General features: G+C 46.8%; 17 protein-coding genes and 2 pseudogenes. 5 read left to right on the forward strand and 14 right to left on the reverse strand.

Annotation, left to right across the window (positions count from 1 at the left end):
* Positions 1-178 precede the first annotated feature (178 nt).
* Both DWW13_RS06075 and DWW13_RS06080 read left to right on the forward strand, forming a co-directional pair.
* Positions 179-1,600, forward strand: coding sequence for a TldD/PmbA family protein (locus tag DWW13_RS06075; protein ID WP_118666383.1), 1,422 nt, complete (start codon positions 179-181; stop codon positions 1,598-1,600).
* Positions 1,600-2,880 carry a metallopeptidase TldD-related protein gene (locus DWW13_RS06080; protein ID WP_118719564.1) on the forward strand — a complete coding sequence of 427 codons (1,281 nt, stop codon included), beginning with the start codon at positions 1,600-1,602 and terminating at the stop codon, positions 2,878-2,880. The genes DWW13_RS06075 and DWW13_RS06080 overlap by 1 nt, the downstream gene beginning before the upstream one ends.
* A 364-nt stretch (positions 2,881-3,244) precedes the next feature.
* On the opposite strand, the gene DWW13_RS06090 is transcribed toward DWW13_RS06080, so the two are convergent.
* The 4 genes from DWW13_RS06090 to DWW13_RS06105 all read right to left on the reverse strand — a co-directional run bounded on the left by DWW13_RS06090 (position 3,245) and on the right by DWW13_RS06105 (position 7,921).
* Complete coding sequence (locus tag DWW13_RS06090) at positions 3,245-5,233, reverse strand: DUF4118 domain-containing protein (protein WP_118719566.1); 1,989 nt, start codon at positions 5,231-5,233, stop codon at positions 3,245-3,247.
* A gap of 235 nt (positions 5,234-5,468) precedes the next feature.
* Positions 5,469-6,116 (reverse strand): potassium channel family protein, encoded by a 648-nt coding sequence (locus DWW13_RS06095; protein WP_117813603.1) that lies wholly within the window; start codon positions 6,114-6,116, stop codon positions 5,469-5,471.
* 19 nt (positions 6,117-6,135) lie between these two features.
* Positions 6,136-7,476, reverse strand: coding sequence for a TrkH family potassium uptake protein (locus DWW13_RS06100; protein WP_118719568.1), 1,341 nt, complete (start codon positions 7,474-7,476; stop codon positions 6,136-6,138).
* Positions 7,477-7,717: 241 nt separating this feature from the next.
* A complete protein-coding gene (locus DWW13_RS06105; protein ID WP_118719570.1) occupies positions 7,718-7,921 on the reverse strand; it encodes a hypothetical protein in 204 nt (67 codons plus the stop codon).
* Here DWW13_RS06105 and DWW13_RS20120 point away from each other — a divergent pair.
* Positions 7,917-8,204: pseudogene (locus tag DWW13_RS20120) on the forward strand (hypothetical protein); the annotation flags it as partial. The gene DWW13_RS06105 and the pseudogene DWW13_RS20120 overlap by 5 nt on opposite strands.
* 112 nt (positions 8,205-8,316) lie before the next feature.
* Here DWW13_RS20120 and DWW13_RS06115 read toward each other — a convergent pair.
* The 3 genes from DWW13_RS06115 to DWW13_RS19165 form a co-directional block, all read right to left on the reverse strand.
* Positions 8,317-9,258 carry a TlpA disulfide reductase family protein gene (locus DWW13_RS06115; protein ID WP_118719572.1) on the reverse strand — a complete coding sequence of 314 codons (942 nt, stop codon included), beginning with the start codon at positions 9,256-9,258 and terminating at the stop codon, positions 8,317-8,319.
* An 83-nt stretch (positions 9,259-9,341) separates the two neighbouring features.
* Positions 9,342-10,256: a 4Fe-4S binding protein gene (locus DWW13_RS06120; RefSeq protein ID WP_118719574.1), complete on the reverse strand. Its 915-nt coding sequence runs from the start codon at positions 10,254-10,256 to the stop codon at positions 9,342-9,344.
* Positions 10,249-10,392 carry a CD1871A family CXXC motif-containing protein gene (locus DWW13_RS19165; protein ID WP_055218540.1) on the reverse strand — a complete coding sequence of 48 codons (144 nt, stop codon included), beginning with the start codon at positions 10,390-10,392 and terminating at the stop codon, positions 10,249-10,251. The genes DWW13_RS06120 and DWW13_RS19165 overlap by 8 nt, the downstream gene beginning before the upstream one ends.
* A gap of 133 nt (positions 10,393-10,525) precedes the next feature.
* Between DWW13_RS19165 and DWW13_RS06130 the strand changes: the two genes are divergently transcribed.
* Both DWW13_RS06130 and DWW13_RS06135 read left to right on the forward strand, forming a co-directional pair.
* Positions 10,526-11,173 carry a response regulator transcription factor gene (locus DWW13_RS06130; RefSeq protein WP_055264970.1) on the forward strand — a complete coding sequence of 216 codons (648 nt, stop codon included), beginning with the start codon at positions 10,526-10,528 and terminating at the stop codon, positions 11,171-11,173.
* Positions 11,170-12,342, forward strand: coding sequence for a sensor histidine kinase (locus tag DWW13_RS06135; protein WP_118719576.1), 1,173 nt, complete (start codon positions 11,170-11,172; stop codon positions 12,340-12,342). The genes DWW13_RS06130 and DWW13_RS06135 overlap by 4 nt, the downstream gene beginning before the upstream one ends.
* A 2-nt stretch (positions 12,343-12,344) precedes the next feature.
* On the opposite strand, the gene DWW13_RS18960 is transcribed toward DWW13_RS06135, so the two are convergent.
* The 7 genes and pseudogenes from DWW13_RS18960 to DWW13_RS18965 form a co-directional block, all read right to left on the reverse strand.
* The gene (locus DWW13_RS18960; protein WP_118719578.1) at positions 12,345-12,497 is read right to left on the reverse strand and encodes an ATP-binding protein; all 153 of its coding nucleotides are present in this window, start codon (positions 12,495-12,497) and stop codon (positions 12,345-12,347) included.
* Between the two features lie 183 nt (positions 12,498-12,680).
* Positions 12,681-13,097 (reverse strand): hypothetical protein, encoded by a 417-nt coding sequence (locus DWW13_RS06145; protein WP_147398314.1) that lies wholly within the window; start codon positions 13,095-13,097, stop codon positions 12,681-12,683.
* Positions 13,098-13,184: 87 nt separating this feature from the next.
* Entirely contained in the window at positions 13,185-13,973 is a 789-nt protein-coding gene (locus DWW13_RS19325; protein ID WP_226906318.1) for a hypothetical protein, read from the reverse strand.
* Between the two features lie 2 nt (positions 13,974-13,975).
* Positions 13,976-14,359, reverse strand: a complete 384-nt coding sequence (gene gloA2, locus DWW13_RS06155) for an SMU1112c/YaeR family gloxylase I-like metalloprotein (RefSeq protein ID WP_118719582.1) — start codon at positions 14,357-14,359, stop codon at positions 13,976-13,978.
* 104 nt (positions 14,360-14,463) lie between these two features.
* The gene (locus DWW13_RS06160) at positions 14,464-14,796 is read right to left on the reverse strand and encodes a hypothetical protein (RefSeq protein ID WP_118719584.1); all 333 of its coding nucleotides are present in this window, start codon (positions 14,794-14,796) and stop codon (positions 14,464-14,466) included.
* Positions 14,797-14,859: 63 nt separating this feature from the next.
* Positions 14,860-15,405: a hypothetical protein gene (locus tag DWW13_RS06165; RefSeq protein WP_118719586.1), complete on the reverse strand. Its 546-nt coding sequence runs from the start codon at positions 15,403-15,405 to the stop codon at positions 14,860-14,862.
* 422 nt (positions 15,406-15,827) lie between these two features.
* Positions 15,828-16,136: pseudogene (locus DWW13_RS18965) on the reverse strand (hypothetical protein); the annotation flags it as partial.

Below are 16,136 nucleotides of genomic sequence, written 5' to 3' on the forward strand. Positions count from 1 at the left end.
TATATCATCAAAATTCATTTTGTCAACCTTTTTTTATTGCTTTTTCCATTTCCCACTTCTATAATGAAACTATGTTCGGGATTTTTTCGAAACTATTTTTCCGGATTCTATTATTTTGAGCCCCGGCGCAGGTTCTCTATCGAACACTCCGGCAGGCTCCAGAAAGGACACCAAACTTATGCAGGTTCCAATGTCATCCTATCTTGTGGAAATCAAACCACAGATTCAGGAACTGATCCGTCTGCTCGAGCGCGAATTTGATTACGTCAGCGTGCTCTGCACCGATGTCAAAGGTACGACCTACCGCGTCAGCATGCATCAGACCACCGTCGGCGATTATCACTTCTGTGAACGCGGCTTCGTTGTCCGTGCATGGCAGGACGGTTCCTACACCGAATATTCCTTCAACAACCTCACCGATGCCGCAGATCTTGCGGAGGAAATTACTTCCGCGCTGAAATCCGAATTTCAGGCATTAAAGGCACTCGGCATCGCGCAGATGGAGTCTCCTCTCGTGCAGGAAGAAGCCATCACCAAAACGATGCAGAATGAAATCGAGATTGACCCGGAGACCGTCTCCGCAGAGGAGATTCTCTCCCACCTTCGGAAGCTCTGCGACGCCGGCGCTGCCCATGAAGGAATTCTGGAATTCCAGAGTACCGTCAGCTTTGCCCGTGTCAACAAGCTGTTCCTCTCCTCCAAAAAGGATCTGATGCAGTCCTACGCTTTCTCGGAGGGCTCTCTTTCCGCAATCGGCACAGAAAACGGAAAACAGAATATGTCGTACCGTTCCTGCTCCGGCCTGAAAGGCGTGGAAATCTTAAATGAGATGGATGCGATTGTTGAGGAAATCATCGCCGTTCTGTACGACAAGCTCCACTCCGATCCGGTCATCCCTGGCATGTACGATGTCATCACCGCACCGGATGTCACCGGCGTGATTGCACACGAGGCATTCGGCCACGGTGTCGAGATGGATATGTTTGTCAAAGACCGCGCACTCGCCAAAGAGTATATCGGCAAGCCTGTTGCCTCCCAGCTCTCCTCCATGCACGACGGAGCAGTCGGCGCACAGCAGGTCAGCAGTTATCTTTTTGATGATGAGGGAACGCTCGGCACTGACACCACGGTCATCGACCACGGTACACTCGTTACCGGCATCAGCGATCTCGTAAGCGCACTCCGCCTTGGCACCACGCCGACCGGAAACGGAAAACGCGAGAGCTTCGAGCGCAAAGTCTACTCCCGTATGACCAACACCTACTTCACCGCAGGCACAGACAAACTCGATGATATGATCGCTTCGATTGATCACGGCTATCTTCTCGAAAGCGTTCAGTCCGGTATGGAAGACCCGAAACACTGGGGCATCCAGTGCATGGTCGGACTCGGCCGCGAGATCAAAGATGGTAAGCTGACCGGAAAAGTCGTATCTCCTGTCACCCTGACCGGCTACGTTCCGGATCTCTTAAAGAGCATCTCCATGGTTTCCGACAAAGAAGAGCTCTTCGGCTCCGGCATGTGCGGAAAAGGTCACAAAGAATGGGTCAAAGTCAGCGATGGCGGCCCGTATCTGAAATGTAAAGTGAGGTTAGGCTGATGAACGAATTATACGATGTATTAAAAACAAGCAAAACCAGCGACTTTCTGATCCGCGAAGAGCAGACCGAATCCCGCGAGGCATTTTTCATCGGTCAGAAGCTCGACATGAGCCGTGCGAAAAAAGTAACGCACACGTTTCTGACTGTCTTTGTCGACAGTGAGGATGGGAAATTCCGCGGAAGCGCAGAAAAAGAGATCCACCAGGGCATTTCCCGCGAAGAAATGCAGCAGGAAATTGACCAGGCGCTGTTCGCTGCACAGTTCGTGCAGAACCCATGGTACCCGATTGCAGAGCCATCGGATGCACCGGCAAATGATGGAATGCCTGATGCCTCCCGCGATCTTACCTCTGAACTCGTAAAACTGGTGCAGGCCATGCAGGAAATCAAATCGGAAGAGGATTCCCGCGTAAACTCCTATGAGATTTTCGTCAACCAGAAACAGACACACATCCGCAATTCCCGCGGTGTCGATGTCACCTTCTCCGGCTTTGGCTGCGAGATCGAGGTTGTCACAAACTCCCGCACGGATGATCATGAGATTGAGATCTACAAGGATCTCCGCTTCTCCGACAAATCTGCCGAGAAGATCATCGCCGAAGTGCGCGGAATGTTCCACACCGGCCGCCAGCGTCTGAATGCTGTTCCGACCCGCCAGAATGAGCACGCCGATGTTCTCCTGACCGGAAATGCCGTCGGCAGCTTCTTCCAGTATTTTGCTATGCATACCAATGCTTCTTATCAGTACATGGGCGTCGCAAAGGCAAAAATCGGTGAAGCCATCACCGGTGCGGATGCGGATCCGCTGAATATCCGCCTCGTGCCGACGCTCGACGGCTCTGCCAAAAACGTGCCGTACGACGAAACCGGCATGCCGGCAGCCGAGCGCGTTCTGTTTGAAAACGGCATCTGCCGCTCCTACTGGGGCAGCCTTCAGCATGCCCATTATATCGGCATGAAAGATACCACTTCCATGAACAACATGGTGGTTGAAGGCGGTTCGAAAACACTCGACGAGCTGCGCAGCATGCCGCATATAGAAATCACCGATTTCAGTGCGTTTGATATGGATGCCGTAAGCGGCACCTGCGGCGGTGAGATCCGTCTCGCATATGAGAGCGACGGAACCACCTCCCATCCGACAACCAGCGGATCCCTTTCCGCCCGTTATGACGATGTACTGAAAAATCTGACTTTCTCGAAAGAGACACAGCAGCTCAACAACCGCGTGGTACCGTGTGCGGTACTGCTGCGGGATGTGACGGTGGCGGGAGAATAATTTTTCATTCTGCAGCATACGAAAAAGGAGCATCTCCAGGTTTCAAGTTCGAAACCGTAGATGCTCCTTTTTAATTTTCTGTGTTTATGTTCAGTCTTTTCTTCGTCTTCTGGATTTCTTTTTGCTTCCAAAATCCGGAACAACGACCAAGGTGTTAAGACCCAGATAAGTTTCAACATCTTCTGCCGTTTTGATATTGTCATTCAGCACAGTCTGCAGTGTCAGAATTGCCAAAGCAAGAACAAAATTTCTAAACAGTAATGGGGTCTGACCCCAATGTGGTTATTTATAATCGTGTATTTTCAGTGTTGTCGTAATCAGGTTGTGGACCGGCGTATCGTCTTCCACGACCAGTATCAATGTCTTATTCATTTAAATTCACCTCACTGAGCGGCAGCGTAAAACGAAAATGACAGCCGTGCGGAGCACAGTCACGAAGCACCAGTTCCCCGCCATGCGCATTTACAATGGAGCGGCACAGCGCCAGCCCAAGGCCAAGGCTTCTGCGGCTGTCACTCACCTTATTTTTTCCGGAATAGAACATTTCAAATACATGCTCCCTGCACTCCGCCGGAATGCCGGGTCCATTATCCTCCACCGCAATCCATACGTTTTTTTCTTCTTTTCCGGCTGTAATCCGGATCTTGGATCCTGCCTGTGTATATTTTACTGCATTGTTGATCAGGTTTACCAATACCTGTACAATCAGCTTTGCATCCATGCGGGCGAGCAGTACATCTTCCCCGCAGTCCACCGTAATTTTATGTTCGTTTTTCCGCCGTTCTACATGGCGCAGCGCCTCACGGACTACATCCTCAACCACCTGATCGGATAACTGCAGTTTTACACTTCCATCTTCTATTTTCGTAAGCGCAAGCAGATTTTCCACCAGTTCAATCAGCCATCCGGCATCCTCATAAATATCCGAAAAAATCTGTTTCCGCATCCCTTCGTCCAGTGCGTCAAAGTTACTGATCAAAGAGTCTGCATTGCCGAGAATTGATGTCAGTGGTGTGCGCAGATCATGGGAAATCGTCCGCAGCAGATTCACCCGAAGCTGCTCATTTTTCGCCATGACTGCCGCCTCTTCTTTTTCTCTCGCACTTTGTTCCCGATCCAGTGCCATGGCGCACTCTCCCAGAACAGAAAGCAGGATACTGTTCTCAAACGCATCCAGTGGCTTTTGTCCGATGAAAATGCCGATCACACCATATCTGTTCTGTGCCGCATAGATGGAAAGGTACAGATACGGTTCTTCAGAAAAACGTTCTGTCATAGCTCCCGCCCGTTTCCGGTTTTTCAGAACCCACTGCAGGATTTCCTGTTCTTTCACATTAAAAACTTTTTCTGATTTTATTCCTGTTTCGGCGTTATAAAGAGTTCCCTGCACAATGCCGTTTTTCTTTTTTTCTACCGGCGCCACAACCAGATTTCTTCCCAGAAGCTTTATCAGCTGCGTTGCCGTAATATCAAAAATTTCTGACGCATCCTCTGCCTTTTGCAGAAGCTGGCTGGTATTAAAAAGAATCTTGGTTCGAAAGGCATCTCGTGCAGAAAGCTTTGCATTTTCTTTCAATTTTAAAGCAAGCGTACTGGTCAGGATTGAAGTGCCAAGCATGATCGCAAAGGTCACCGGATAGCCGGAACCATACGCATACAACGAAAGCCTTGGCTCTGTCATAAAATAATTAAACAGGATAACACTTGCCACAGAACTGATTACACTACAGGTATAACCGCTGGTCAGAATAGATGTCAGCATGACGCCAAACAAATATACGGTAATGATATTGGCATCGGTAAAACCGAGCCGAAAAAAGATTTCTCCAATTCCGGTCGCAGCAGCCAGAATCAGAACCGTAAGCATCAGTTCTTTCCAGGAAGGCAGCTCCATCCACTCCAGAAATTTTTTTCGTTTCTGATATCTCCGGTACACGTCTGAGTCTGGAATGATGTGAATTTCCAGATCAGGCACAAGATCCGTCAGACGCTCGGTCCACACCCTTCGCTGATGGAAATAGCCCTGCTTCATCATGCTCTTTCCAATGACAATCCGCGTCACCTCGGAAATTCTTGCGTATTCTGCAATCTGCAGGGCAATATCCTCACTGTGTGTCGTTACAATTTCTGCCCCGCTCTGCTCTGCCAGACGAACATGCTTCTGCAGCCTTGCCAGATCCTCCGGTGTTTTTTCTGTTTTTTCTGCTGTCTGCACATACAATGCCGTAAAGCCGGCCTGAAACGCCTGTGCCATCTGCGCCGCAGTCCGAATAATTTTTTCATTGGATGGCGAAGAGGACAGACACACCAGGATATGCTCTTTTTTTTGTTTTTCTTTTTCCAACTGTCTCACCCCGCCTCCTATTGTAGATCATAAATGAAGAGAAAGCTATAATCAGGAAATCTTTTTTTCTCCCGTTCCCTGTTCTTGTTTTCTGTTTTCCGTGAAATTTTGTCCCGTTTCCGGTTCCTCTCTTCTGTTTTCCGTGAAAAATGTCTCTATCTGATCTACGAGCACGCCTCCAGACAAAAAACCGACCAGGGTAACGAAGAGCAGTCCTACACTTAACACAGAAATCACCTCTCTTTCAGATTCGAAAACATTTCTGGATCGCTTTATATTCACCAAGAACCAATATGGTAGCATCGCCATTCAGAACTGTCTCCGGAGACACCGCAACATCTGTTTTTCCATATTTTCTTGTTGCCAGAATATTAATACCGTATTTTTTCCGGATATCCAGCTGGCCGACATTTTTTCCAATCCAGTTCTCCGGGATTTCAACCTCAAAAATCGCATACTGACTGTCAATTTCAATATAGTCAAACACATGATCCGAGCTGTAACGAATTGCTGTCCATTTTGCCATCTGTTTTTCCGGATAAACAACCTGATCCGCTCCGTTCCGCAACAGGAATTTTTCCTGTACATCCCGTTCTGCCCGGGACACGACCCATTTTGCGCCCAGCTCCTTCAAAAGACATGCGGTTTCCAGCGAATCCTGAAAGCTGCTTCCGATCGTCACAATACAGACATCATAATTTCCCACACCAAGGGATCGCAGAAAGTCTGCATTGACACTGTCACCGATCTGTGCATTTGTCACATACGGCATCACGGCATCGATCCGTTCCTCATTTCGGTCTACCGCCATCACCTGATGTCCAAGCTGATTCAGATGCATGGCAATATGTCTCCCAAATCTTCCTACTCCAATCAGTAAAATATTTTTCATCTCTTCTCTTCCTCTCTTCTTATCCTACATTTATTTTTTCCAGCGGCATTTTTGCATGTGCGCTCTTTCTCCCCGGCATCGCAGCATAAACAAGCGTCAGACCGCCAACCCTTCCAAGAAACATCAGTGCGATCAGAATTCCTTTCGAAAGAACACCGAGCTGCGGCGTAATTCCAAGCGTCAGGCCAACCGTTCCAACAGCAGATGCTGTCTCAAACAGACACTCAGAAATCGGCAGATTTTCTGCCACACTGATCACCATTCCTCCCATCAGCACCAGAAAAAGATACATCATCAGAATCGTAGATGCATTTTTTAATACCTCCTGGCCCACCCTGCGTCCAAACATCTGTGTGTCCTCTCTCTGACGGAACGTAGCAGACGCATTAGCTGTCAGCACGGCAAATGTGGTAATTTTCATTCCGCCAGCCGTTGATCCCGGTGCTCCGCCAATCATCATCAGAACAATCATAATCGCCTGGGAGGCACCTGTCATCCCGGAAAGATCTGCTGTATTAAATCCGGCCGTTCTTGTTGTCACGGACTGAAACAATGCGCAGAGCGTCCGCTCCTTGACCGGCATTCCGGCGAAATCCCGGAAGAAAAAGAAAGCCGCCGGAACAAAAATCAGAAACAGACTTGTAATCAGGATCACCTTGCTTTGCATGCAGTACTGACGAAAATGGTATTTTTTTGTATAGATATCATCCCAGGTCAGAAATCCGATTCCACCTGTTACAATTAGCCCCATAATCGTAAGATTAACCAGTGGATTTCCCACATAAGAAGTCAGGGACGGATACAGATGATCCGTTTTTCCGAGAAGATCAAATCCTGCATTGCAGAATGCGGATACAGAATGAAACAACGCCATCCAGATTCCTTTTCCGCCGTAATCCCGTAAAAAAACAGGCAGAAGAAACAACGCCCCCAACAGTTCAATTCCAAAGGTTCCTTTGAGGATAAAACGCGTCAGGCGCACAATTCCGCCTACCTTCGGGGCAGAAATCGCATCCTGCATCGTGCTTCGCTGCATCAGGGAAATTTTTCTCCCGGAAAGCATCGCAATCGAAACAGCGATCGTAACCACACCAAGACCACCGATCTGAATGAGCAGCAAAATCACGCTCTGTCCAAAGACGGACCAGTAGCTTCCTGTATCTCTGACTGCCAGTCCTGTCACACAGGCGGCTGATGTTGCAGTAAACAGTGTTTCTGTAAATGGCGTTACATTTCCTTCCCGCGAAGCCACAGGAAGCATCAAAAGCAGTGCTCCTGCCAGAATTACCCCCGCAAATCCAAGAATGATAATTTCAAACGACGACCATCGTTTCCTGTATCGCAGTTTTATACTCCACATTTCTCTTTTTACTCCTTCTTTTTGATTCCTCCTTATTTTAGAGACTTCCGTTTTAAAAACGTATAAATACCTTTTCCATGGTATTAAGATTGTATAAAGATTTTTCGAATTTCAAGCCCAAAAACAGGAACCGCCCAAAAGTTTCCCACAACAGTAACGGGGTCTGACCCCAATGTGGTTCAGCACTGCCTGGAAATATATCCGGAACCCTTCACAATCTCCTTCGACCCGAACTCATACGTCATCCCGCCACCTCCATTTCCCCACGAAAAAAGCACCAGCCAACCAGGTGACCGATGCTTTCGTAAATATAATCATCCCCGTCCAAAACAATCTTTCCAGTCAGGTTCCACACCCCGGACCACGGAGAACCATCATCCCCCGGAACACAGAAGGACAGCCTTCCATCTTCCAGAATAACAGGAGCCACCGCAATATTTTTCATCCGGTTATTAAACCGCTCCTTGAAAGGGACTTATACCACAGAACAATTACTTCGCACTTTAAAAGACATAAAATTTGCGGATATAGAAGAACAGGGTTTCATGCCGGTATATGAACGTCAGGAAATCACTGACTATCTCCATGAAACCTGCGGATTCAGAACGGACTATCCATTCATAACAAAACGGAAAATGAAACGTTCCTTTTTCCTTTGTCTGCTACCTCGTCTTGTAAATGTATTTGAAAAAAATCCTGTTATGAAAAGGGAGTGCGAAAAAACGTAACTTTGCTTTTTCGCACTCCATTCCTATAATGTCAAGCCCTAAATCACTTCCGCAATCCGCAAGCCCCACTTTGCGGTATCGCTTGCTTCCTTTGGCTGCCGTAGCTCTCGTCTTACTTCGCGCTGTCTGCATCTATCACAGACTGGATCTGTTTCATCAGCGTATCATAATTCTCCTGATTGTCGATTCCGCCAAGCATCGGTTCTCCCACAATATTTCCATTTCGATCGACTAAGATTGTGGTCGGAAATGCCATAATATCGGAAGCATACTTTCCTGCAGCGGAAGCAGAGTCAATGGAAAGATTGCGGTATTTCGCACCCTGGCTTTCAAGAACCGCTGCTGCTTCTTTGATCGCATCCTGATTTCCGTCGAAGGTTTCTGTGTTGATGCCTACAACCTCGCCTCCCATGGATTTGATTGCATCGTTTAATTCGTTCAGCTTGGATAACTCAGCAACACAAGGCTTGCAGCCGGTAAACCAGAAATTCACGACCGTTACCGCATTTTTGGAAAACAGACTTTCGTCAACTGTATTGCCATCATAATCCTGGCCCGAGAAATCCCGGAACGGAGATGCCTCTTCGGAATCGTTTTTCGCGTCGCTATCTTCCGATGCTGTATTGCCGTTTCCCATTTCTGCTATCTGTTCCTCGATTTTTCGTATCGTTTCAATATCATCCGTTAGTGTTTTCAGCTCGTCCTCATCAAAAGAGTCCTTGTTGGCTTCAACCGTGTCTGCCAGATAATCCCCATAATTTCCGCTCGGATCAGCTGTGCTTTTATTCATCATGCCAAACACCTTGTTCCATACATCCGCATGATCTGAAAAAATCTGGTTCTCCTGCTGATATAAATCGTCCAGCTTTGTGCCGGAAGCCCCTGCCGTTTCGGTTCCGGATTCCGCAACAGATCCCGTAACAGCTTCTGTGCCGGATTCCGTCTGGGTTGTCTGCGTTTTCTTTGTGTCTGCAGCCTCTTTTCCGTTGCATGCAGTGAGTAATAATGCTACGCTGAGTGTAAAAACAGGGATAAAAGTTCTTTTGGTTTTCATAAATTATGGCTCCTTTTAAGATAGTATAATGTAAAAAACAAGAATTCAATATCATCCTTCGATGCTTCGTGATCTGCTGCTGATCAATGGTTTCTGATCTCTGACTGTTGATCTCCGGTGTCCTTTTTCTGACACGTTTTTCCCATAAACTGGTAGTGGATCGCATCCTTCGGGCAGGCCTTGATGCAGGCTCCGCATCGGATGCATTCCGGATGATTTGGGGTCCGGCACACGTCGATATCCATTTTACATGCCCTGGAACACTGATTGCATCCGACACATTTGCTGTCTTCAATCGTGATATGTAAAAAGCTTACCTTATTAAATAAGGAATAGATTGCCCCAAGAGGACAGATCCATTTGCAGAAGGGTCTGTAAAACAAGATGCTGAGCACGACAACCGTAATCAGAATACCGAATTTAAACGAAAACAGCTTGCCCAGTGCAGACCGGATTGCGGCATTTCCGATGGAAAGCGGGATCGCCCCCTCCAGAACGCCCTGCGGACAAATATATTTGCAGAAGAACGGATCTCCCATCCCGATCGAATTCGTTGCAAACATCGGCAGAAGAATCACAAAAACAACAAGGATGATATATTTCAGATACCGCAGCGGCTTCAGTCTGGCCGTGGAGAATTTCTTTCCGGGGATTTTGTGAAGCAAATCCTGAAACCATCCAAACGGACACAAAAAACCACAGATGAATCTTCCCAGTGTCACGCCGAGTAAAATCAGGAACCCGGTTATGTAGTAGGAAAACTTAAATTTGGATGATCCGACAACCGCCTGAAAGGCTCCGATGGGGCACGCTCCCGTCGCAGCAGGACAGGAATAACAGTTTAGTCCCGGTACGCATACCGTTTTCGCCTTGCCCTGATATATTTTGCCCTGAAAAAAATTGGGGATATGAGGATTGGTAAGCAGTGTGGCCGCTGCCTGTATCCACCCGCGTATTCCGGCTATTTTCTTTGATCGTAACTTCTTTTTCTTATCCAATTCCGACACACTCCAGACATAATTTAATTGCTTTCCCAAGCACAGCAGCCGCTTCCCCTCTGACGGCGCCATAGCCCATCATTGCTATGCCTGTGATAACTAAAACAATTTGAGATATTTTTCTGCACTTCAAAATATGGTTGCTCCTTTTATTCTATTGATTGACCAGCTGACTCTGATATTATACAATAGCAGTTGTAAAATCATTGTTAAGAAACGGGCAGGTGAAAAAAATTTTGAGATTATTAATCGTGGAAGATGAGAAACAAATGTGTGACACAATTGCCAGAAGTCTGTACGCTGCCGGGTACGAGGTGGATACCTGTTACGATGGCGCGGAGGCTCTGGAATGCATCCTGGCAGAAAATTATGATCTGATTGTCCTGGATCTCAATCTGCCCGGCATGGACGGAATGGATCTTCTAAAAGAGCTCCGGAAGGAAAACGAAGAGACGAAGGTTCTGATCTTATCTGCAAGAGGACAGATTGCAGACAAAGTAGAAGGACTCGATGCCGGGGCAAATGACTATATGGAAAAGCCGTTCCATCTGCAGGAGCTGGAAGCGCGGATCCGCAGTCTGACGAGAAGAAAATTTGTGCAAAAAGATGTCTGTCTGGAAAGTGGCGGGATCAAATTCGATACCATCAAACGAGAGGCCTATGCCAACGGAACCCTGGTTTCCCTGACAAGAAAAGAAAACGGAATTTTGGAATATCTGCTTCTTCACCTTGGCAGACCGGTAAGTCAGGAAGAATTGATCGAGCATGTCTGGGATGCCTCCGTGGACAGCTTCAGCGGATCCATCCGCGTCCATATGTCTTCTCTTCGCCGAAAGCTCAGGGCGGTACTTGGATACGATCCGATTTTAAATAAAGTAGGCGAAGGATATCAAATACGAGAGGAGTCCGACCGATGAAAAAAATATCACTGCAGTGGAGACTTACCTGTATCATTACCCTGTATATTGCGGTCATCTGTGGATGTCTGACCCTGCTTGTCTATAAAAACGGAATTTATTATATCGATTCCCTGCAGGAGACCGTAGATGCCAGGGGCGATGATGCCGGAGATCAGGGCGGAGACGGTGCCGCAGACGGTTCCGATCAAATCTATATCAGCATTCCGGAGGACAAGTGGGATGAATTTGCCAGAGATTTCTCTGTTCAGGTGTACAACAACAAAGCAGACTACAAAAGAAACAGCCTGATCCTTTCCGCCTTATTGGCCCTTCTTGGCGGTGTCGCTACCTATTTTATCAGTGGCCATGCACTTCGGCCCATTCGTGAGTTCTCCGAAAAAATCGAGGAGGTGCAGGCACAGAATCTGGCCGATTCGCGCATTGAAGAAAACAAAGTAAAAGAGCTGAACCAGCTTCGTATTTCGTATAACAAGATGCTGGAACGTCTCGCAGATGCTTTTGAAATCCAGAGACAGTTTACAGCAAATGCAGCACACGAGCTTCGCACTCCACTGTCTGTCATGCAGGTACAGCTCGATTTATACCATTCCACCCCGCATCCGGGCAATGACGCTGACACCTTACAAACACTGAAAATGGTGACGGAACAAAACGGCCGACTCAGCAAAATGGTCAAGACACTGCTCGATATGAGTGAGCTTCAAACAGTAAGCAGGGATGAAACCATTGCCGTTGACGCCCTTGTCGATGAAGTACTGGTGGATCTGGAACCGCTTGCCCAGGAAAAGGAGATAAAACTGATCGGGAACTGTAACGATACCACTATGGTCGGAAGTGACATTTTGATTTACCGGATGGTATACAATCTTGTTGAGAATGCAATCAAATACAACCATTTCGGCGGACAGGTTACCGTAACCGCATACCGGAAGGGAAAAAACATCTGCCTGTCCGTAGAAGATACCGGAAGCGGAATCCCGGCTGAATTAAAAGAACGCATATTTGAACCATTCTTCCGCGTAGATAAATCCAGAAGCCGCCAGCTTGGCGGAGTAGGCCTTGGGCTGGCCCTGGTTCATGAAATCGTGCGCGTACATGACGGCAGAATAACTGTTCAGTCCAGCCCGTCCGGTGGAACGATCTTTGAGGTAGTCTTTACGCAGTGACATCATCCCAAAAGCCAGTCGATGACATTCACAACTTTTATGCCATCGTAGTTTCCAAGAGAAAAGCGATCCAGTGTCAGGACAATCTTTTCATAATTGTCCTGAATGCTCCGCAGCGGTCTCATTTCTCTCTCAAAGGTTTCTTCCGCCGTCATATCAGCGGTCACCTGATAATATTTTAATGGGGTCAGACCCCAATGTGGTCACATTCGTGTTCCCGTAAGTCCAAACGTCTGCCGCTGTTCCGGACGTATCTATGATCGCAATCATGAGGGCGATTTTGATATTACAGACCAACAGGAAGCTGTATATCTGTTATACACCAGAAAACAGAATTCCTATTTCGTAAACCGTGTCTTTCCAATATTTAAGCCCTCCGATCTGCGGCACGATCTTATTGAACGTGCCAGAACAATGACCAGAGCCCGTATGGAAAACCATCCGTGGAAATCTATGGATGATGAAAAACTGCTCAGAACTTCCGGATTGATTCTTCGTGACAGTATGACCGGAAATGAGGGAATCACACTCGCCGCAATTTTGCTGTTCGGTCCGGATGAACTGATACCTTCCAAGCCACGCAGCCACTCTTCCAGTTTCTTTTCCTTGGCCTTTGCTGCTTTCCCGGCAACTGTGTTTTTCCCTACTGGGTTGTTCTCCGTGTAATGCTCGTAGATCAGATCCAGCAGATTCTCCACTGGTGGGTAATACTCCGGCTCCGTTTTCTTAATACAATCCTCTAGCAACTCCTTCAATTTTTCTATAATGCTACCATCCTTCCCAACTGAGATCCACTTTCTCAGTTACGGCACATATTACCGTAGACTTTTGCACATAGCAACCTATTTTTTGCGATTTTGGGGATGTCCCATCTTCTCCTTCACTTCATCTGGCATGTCGATCAGTCCGAACCGATAGAACATCCCGTAAATATAAGTCACTCCCCGGATATCCCCCAGAGCTTTCGGTCGTTCTACCACTTCCCCTTTAATACTCTTGAGTGCCAGCAATACCGAACTCCATGCCAGGCTTTTACTATTCTCCCGGCGGTCGATCCACAGCTCTTTTGTGTACTCACCATTCCTGCCTTTTCGTATTTCATAGGTAAAGGGTAAGCCGGAATAGGTTTTAAAGCGCACACCAGAATAAAGCAAGACCGTCTCCCACAGGTGCTCCTCTGTTGGCTCTGATCTCAGTTTTCTTACTGCTCTATATCTCCGCCTCCGCTCTGCTCCAACACTAATTTTTTCTTTATCTACTGTACTCGGAAAGTACACGCCTTTCTGATATGGTAGGTACGAGGTAACAGAGGCTTTGGAGAGTTGAAGAGTACTTGCGGTTGAGAGGATGGCTTCTTTATAGTTCTGTGTTCCTCGATAATCCTCAACGGTATCCTGTACCTTCTCCGCCACATCCGATTCATACACACCAGCCGTGATGAGCAGCTTTCTTACTTTGATTGGATTCAGAGTTAGCGCATCTGCAATGGACCGGAGGGAGCAGTCCTCCTCATAAAGTGCAACCGCACTTTCCATCTGCTCTTTTAGATTCTTCCCGGCATCATACTCCGGCTTCAGCTTCTTCCGGCCGCCGCCAGGCTTCCGAGATTTATACGCTCTTTTTTCTCCCATGCTTATTCGTGCAGTTCCAGTGGCAGTCCGTCCGGGTCATGGAAGAAAGTCATCTTCTTTCCGGTATAGTCATCCACACGGATTGGCTCACATTCTATACCAGATTCTCCCAGCTCTTTCACCGTCTGCTCCACGCTATCAACGCAAAACGCAAGATGACGCAGCCCACAGGCTTCCGGGCGGTTCACACGCTTCGGCGGGTTTTCCTCAGCGAAAATCTCCAGCTCTGTGTATTCATTGACACGCAGATCCATTTTCCAGTCCTTACGCTCCGGGCGATAGTTTTCCCTGATAACAGAGAAGCCCAGCTTGTTCACATAAAAATTCTTTGCGGCTTCGTAGTCAGACACGATGATTGCAATATGATGTATTTTTGATAAATTCATTTTTTCTCACGCTCCATTACTTTTATTTCCGTTGTAAACTATACAGCAACCTTCAAAAATTACCGTGTGAACTCCTGGAGTCCAGTTTGTCCACACGGTCGATCTCATTTCAGTTTTTCGAGGATTTCATCCGCACTCATGCCACTTGCCAGCAGCTTCTTCAGCACACTCTCGGCTTCAGCCTTCTTAGCTTCTTCAGCGGCCTTCGCATCTGCCTTGGCCTTCTTCGCTTCCAAAGTTGTCACTTCTTTTTCGGCCTTCTTCAAGGTAGACTTCTTTTCTTTCAAGTCAACCTTCAAGGTGTCAATGTTGGCAGTGATGGATGCGATCTCGGCAGTCAGAGACGCAATCGTCTCCTGCTTCTCTGCAATCTGGGGTGCGTAGTCTTTGGTGATATTGGTTTTGGGACGGTTTTTGCTGCCTTTTGTTCTGGGCATAGGTATATACCTCTTTCCTTTTTAATGGTTTATGTATGACACTGTCTCGGGGTGAGGGCAATCTTACGGCAGCATAATTCCTTTAGACAGAAGATATGCCTTAAAAGCACCATACAATACAGGAATTCCAGCTGTCGCACCAGCCACCGCAATATCTCCGCCCTTATCTTTAACATATTCCCAAAGAGGATGTGTCTCGTCTATCTCTTTCTTTATCAAGTTCATCAGTTCTTTTTCAACCAGAACCCCATCTTCTCCAGAAGCAAAAATATTCTGCAGTATTTCTAACTGTTTTTGGCCGGTTTCCAATTGTTTTTGCAATGTTTCATTTGCTTTTTCTAGCAATTCAATATGTGACGATTGCTGGTCAATCATCTTTTCCAAACGTTCATTAGTCACATCTGTATTATGTGCTGTGCGCTCCATCGCTTCCTGCATCCGTTTTCTATTCTGATATGCTTGCTCGCCCACTTCTTGAGCCTGACGCATCATACGGTCCTGTTCTGCTGCAATACTTTCTGCAAGCATTCTTTGCGGTTGTATACTAGCATTAAATTTTGAAATCATGTCAGGCGTAAGTGGGGTCCCAAATTTGAAATCATCTGCCATTAATCTTCTCCTATATATGTGAACATCCTTGTAATAATCTATTAGCGGGGTCCAGAGGTACGGCCTCTAGGTGCAGTTTCGTTTATTTACATCTTCGGTTCTCTCCAGTTGATATATATTCCCTGTGTGACATGAATAGTTCCCACCAACGCCGCAGAGGTATGTAAAATCTCACCGTAACGATAAGTACATATGTTGCCTTCCATCCTGACCACGATGTCGGCCTTCTGGTTCTTTTGGGATTTCGACGCTCACTAGCTATCCCTGTTACCTTGCTGTCTACGCTTAGCCTGCAACGTTACCGCGGCAAACTCAAGACTCGCTTCAAATGCTGTGGTTAGCAGCTTATTTGATGGGGCCTCCACCCACCGGACTATATACCCTTTGCTGGACGCACGGTCAGACCCCTGGTACGCTTAACTTCAATAAGAAATTTTTGTTTGCAATTCAGACGCAAATGGCTCAAAATTAATAGCATTCATAATAATATTACATAATTCTTTGATAAAAGCATCTTCTGATATATTACGTTTTTCTAAATTGCCTAATATTTTTCTATATAGTGCTTTTCCATTATTATCATTATCCTGTACATAATCTGCAAGTATATCATCTATTGATTCAACATTAAAAAAAGTATCATTAATCTTTCTTTTGATGTTTTTGTACGTTGAATCTGTACATACATTATAGAGATATTTCTCAATACTGTTAATTGGTAAAAACATTTT

The organism is Blautia sp. AF14-40 (assembly GCF_003479665.1).
GTDB classification, from domain to species: domain Bacteria; phylum Bacillota; class Clostridia; order Lachnospirales; family Lachnospiraceae; genus Fusicatenibacter; species Fusicatenibacter saccharivorans.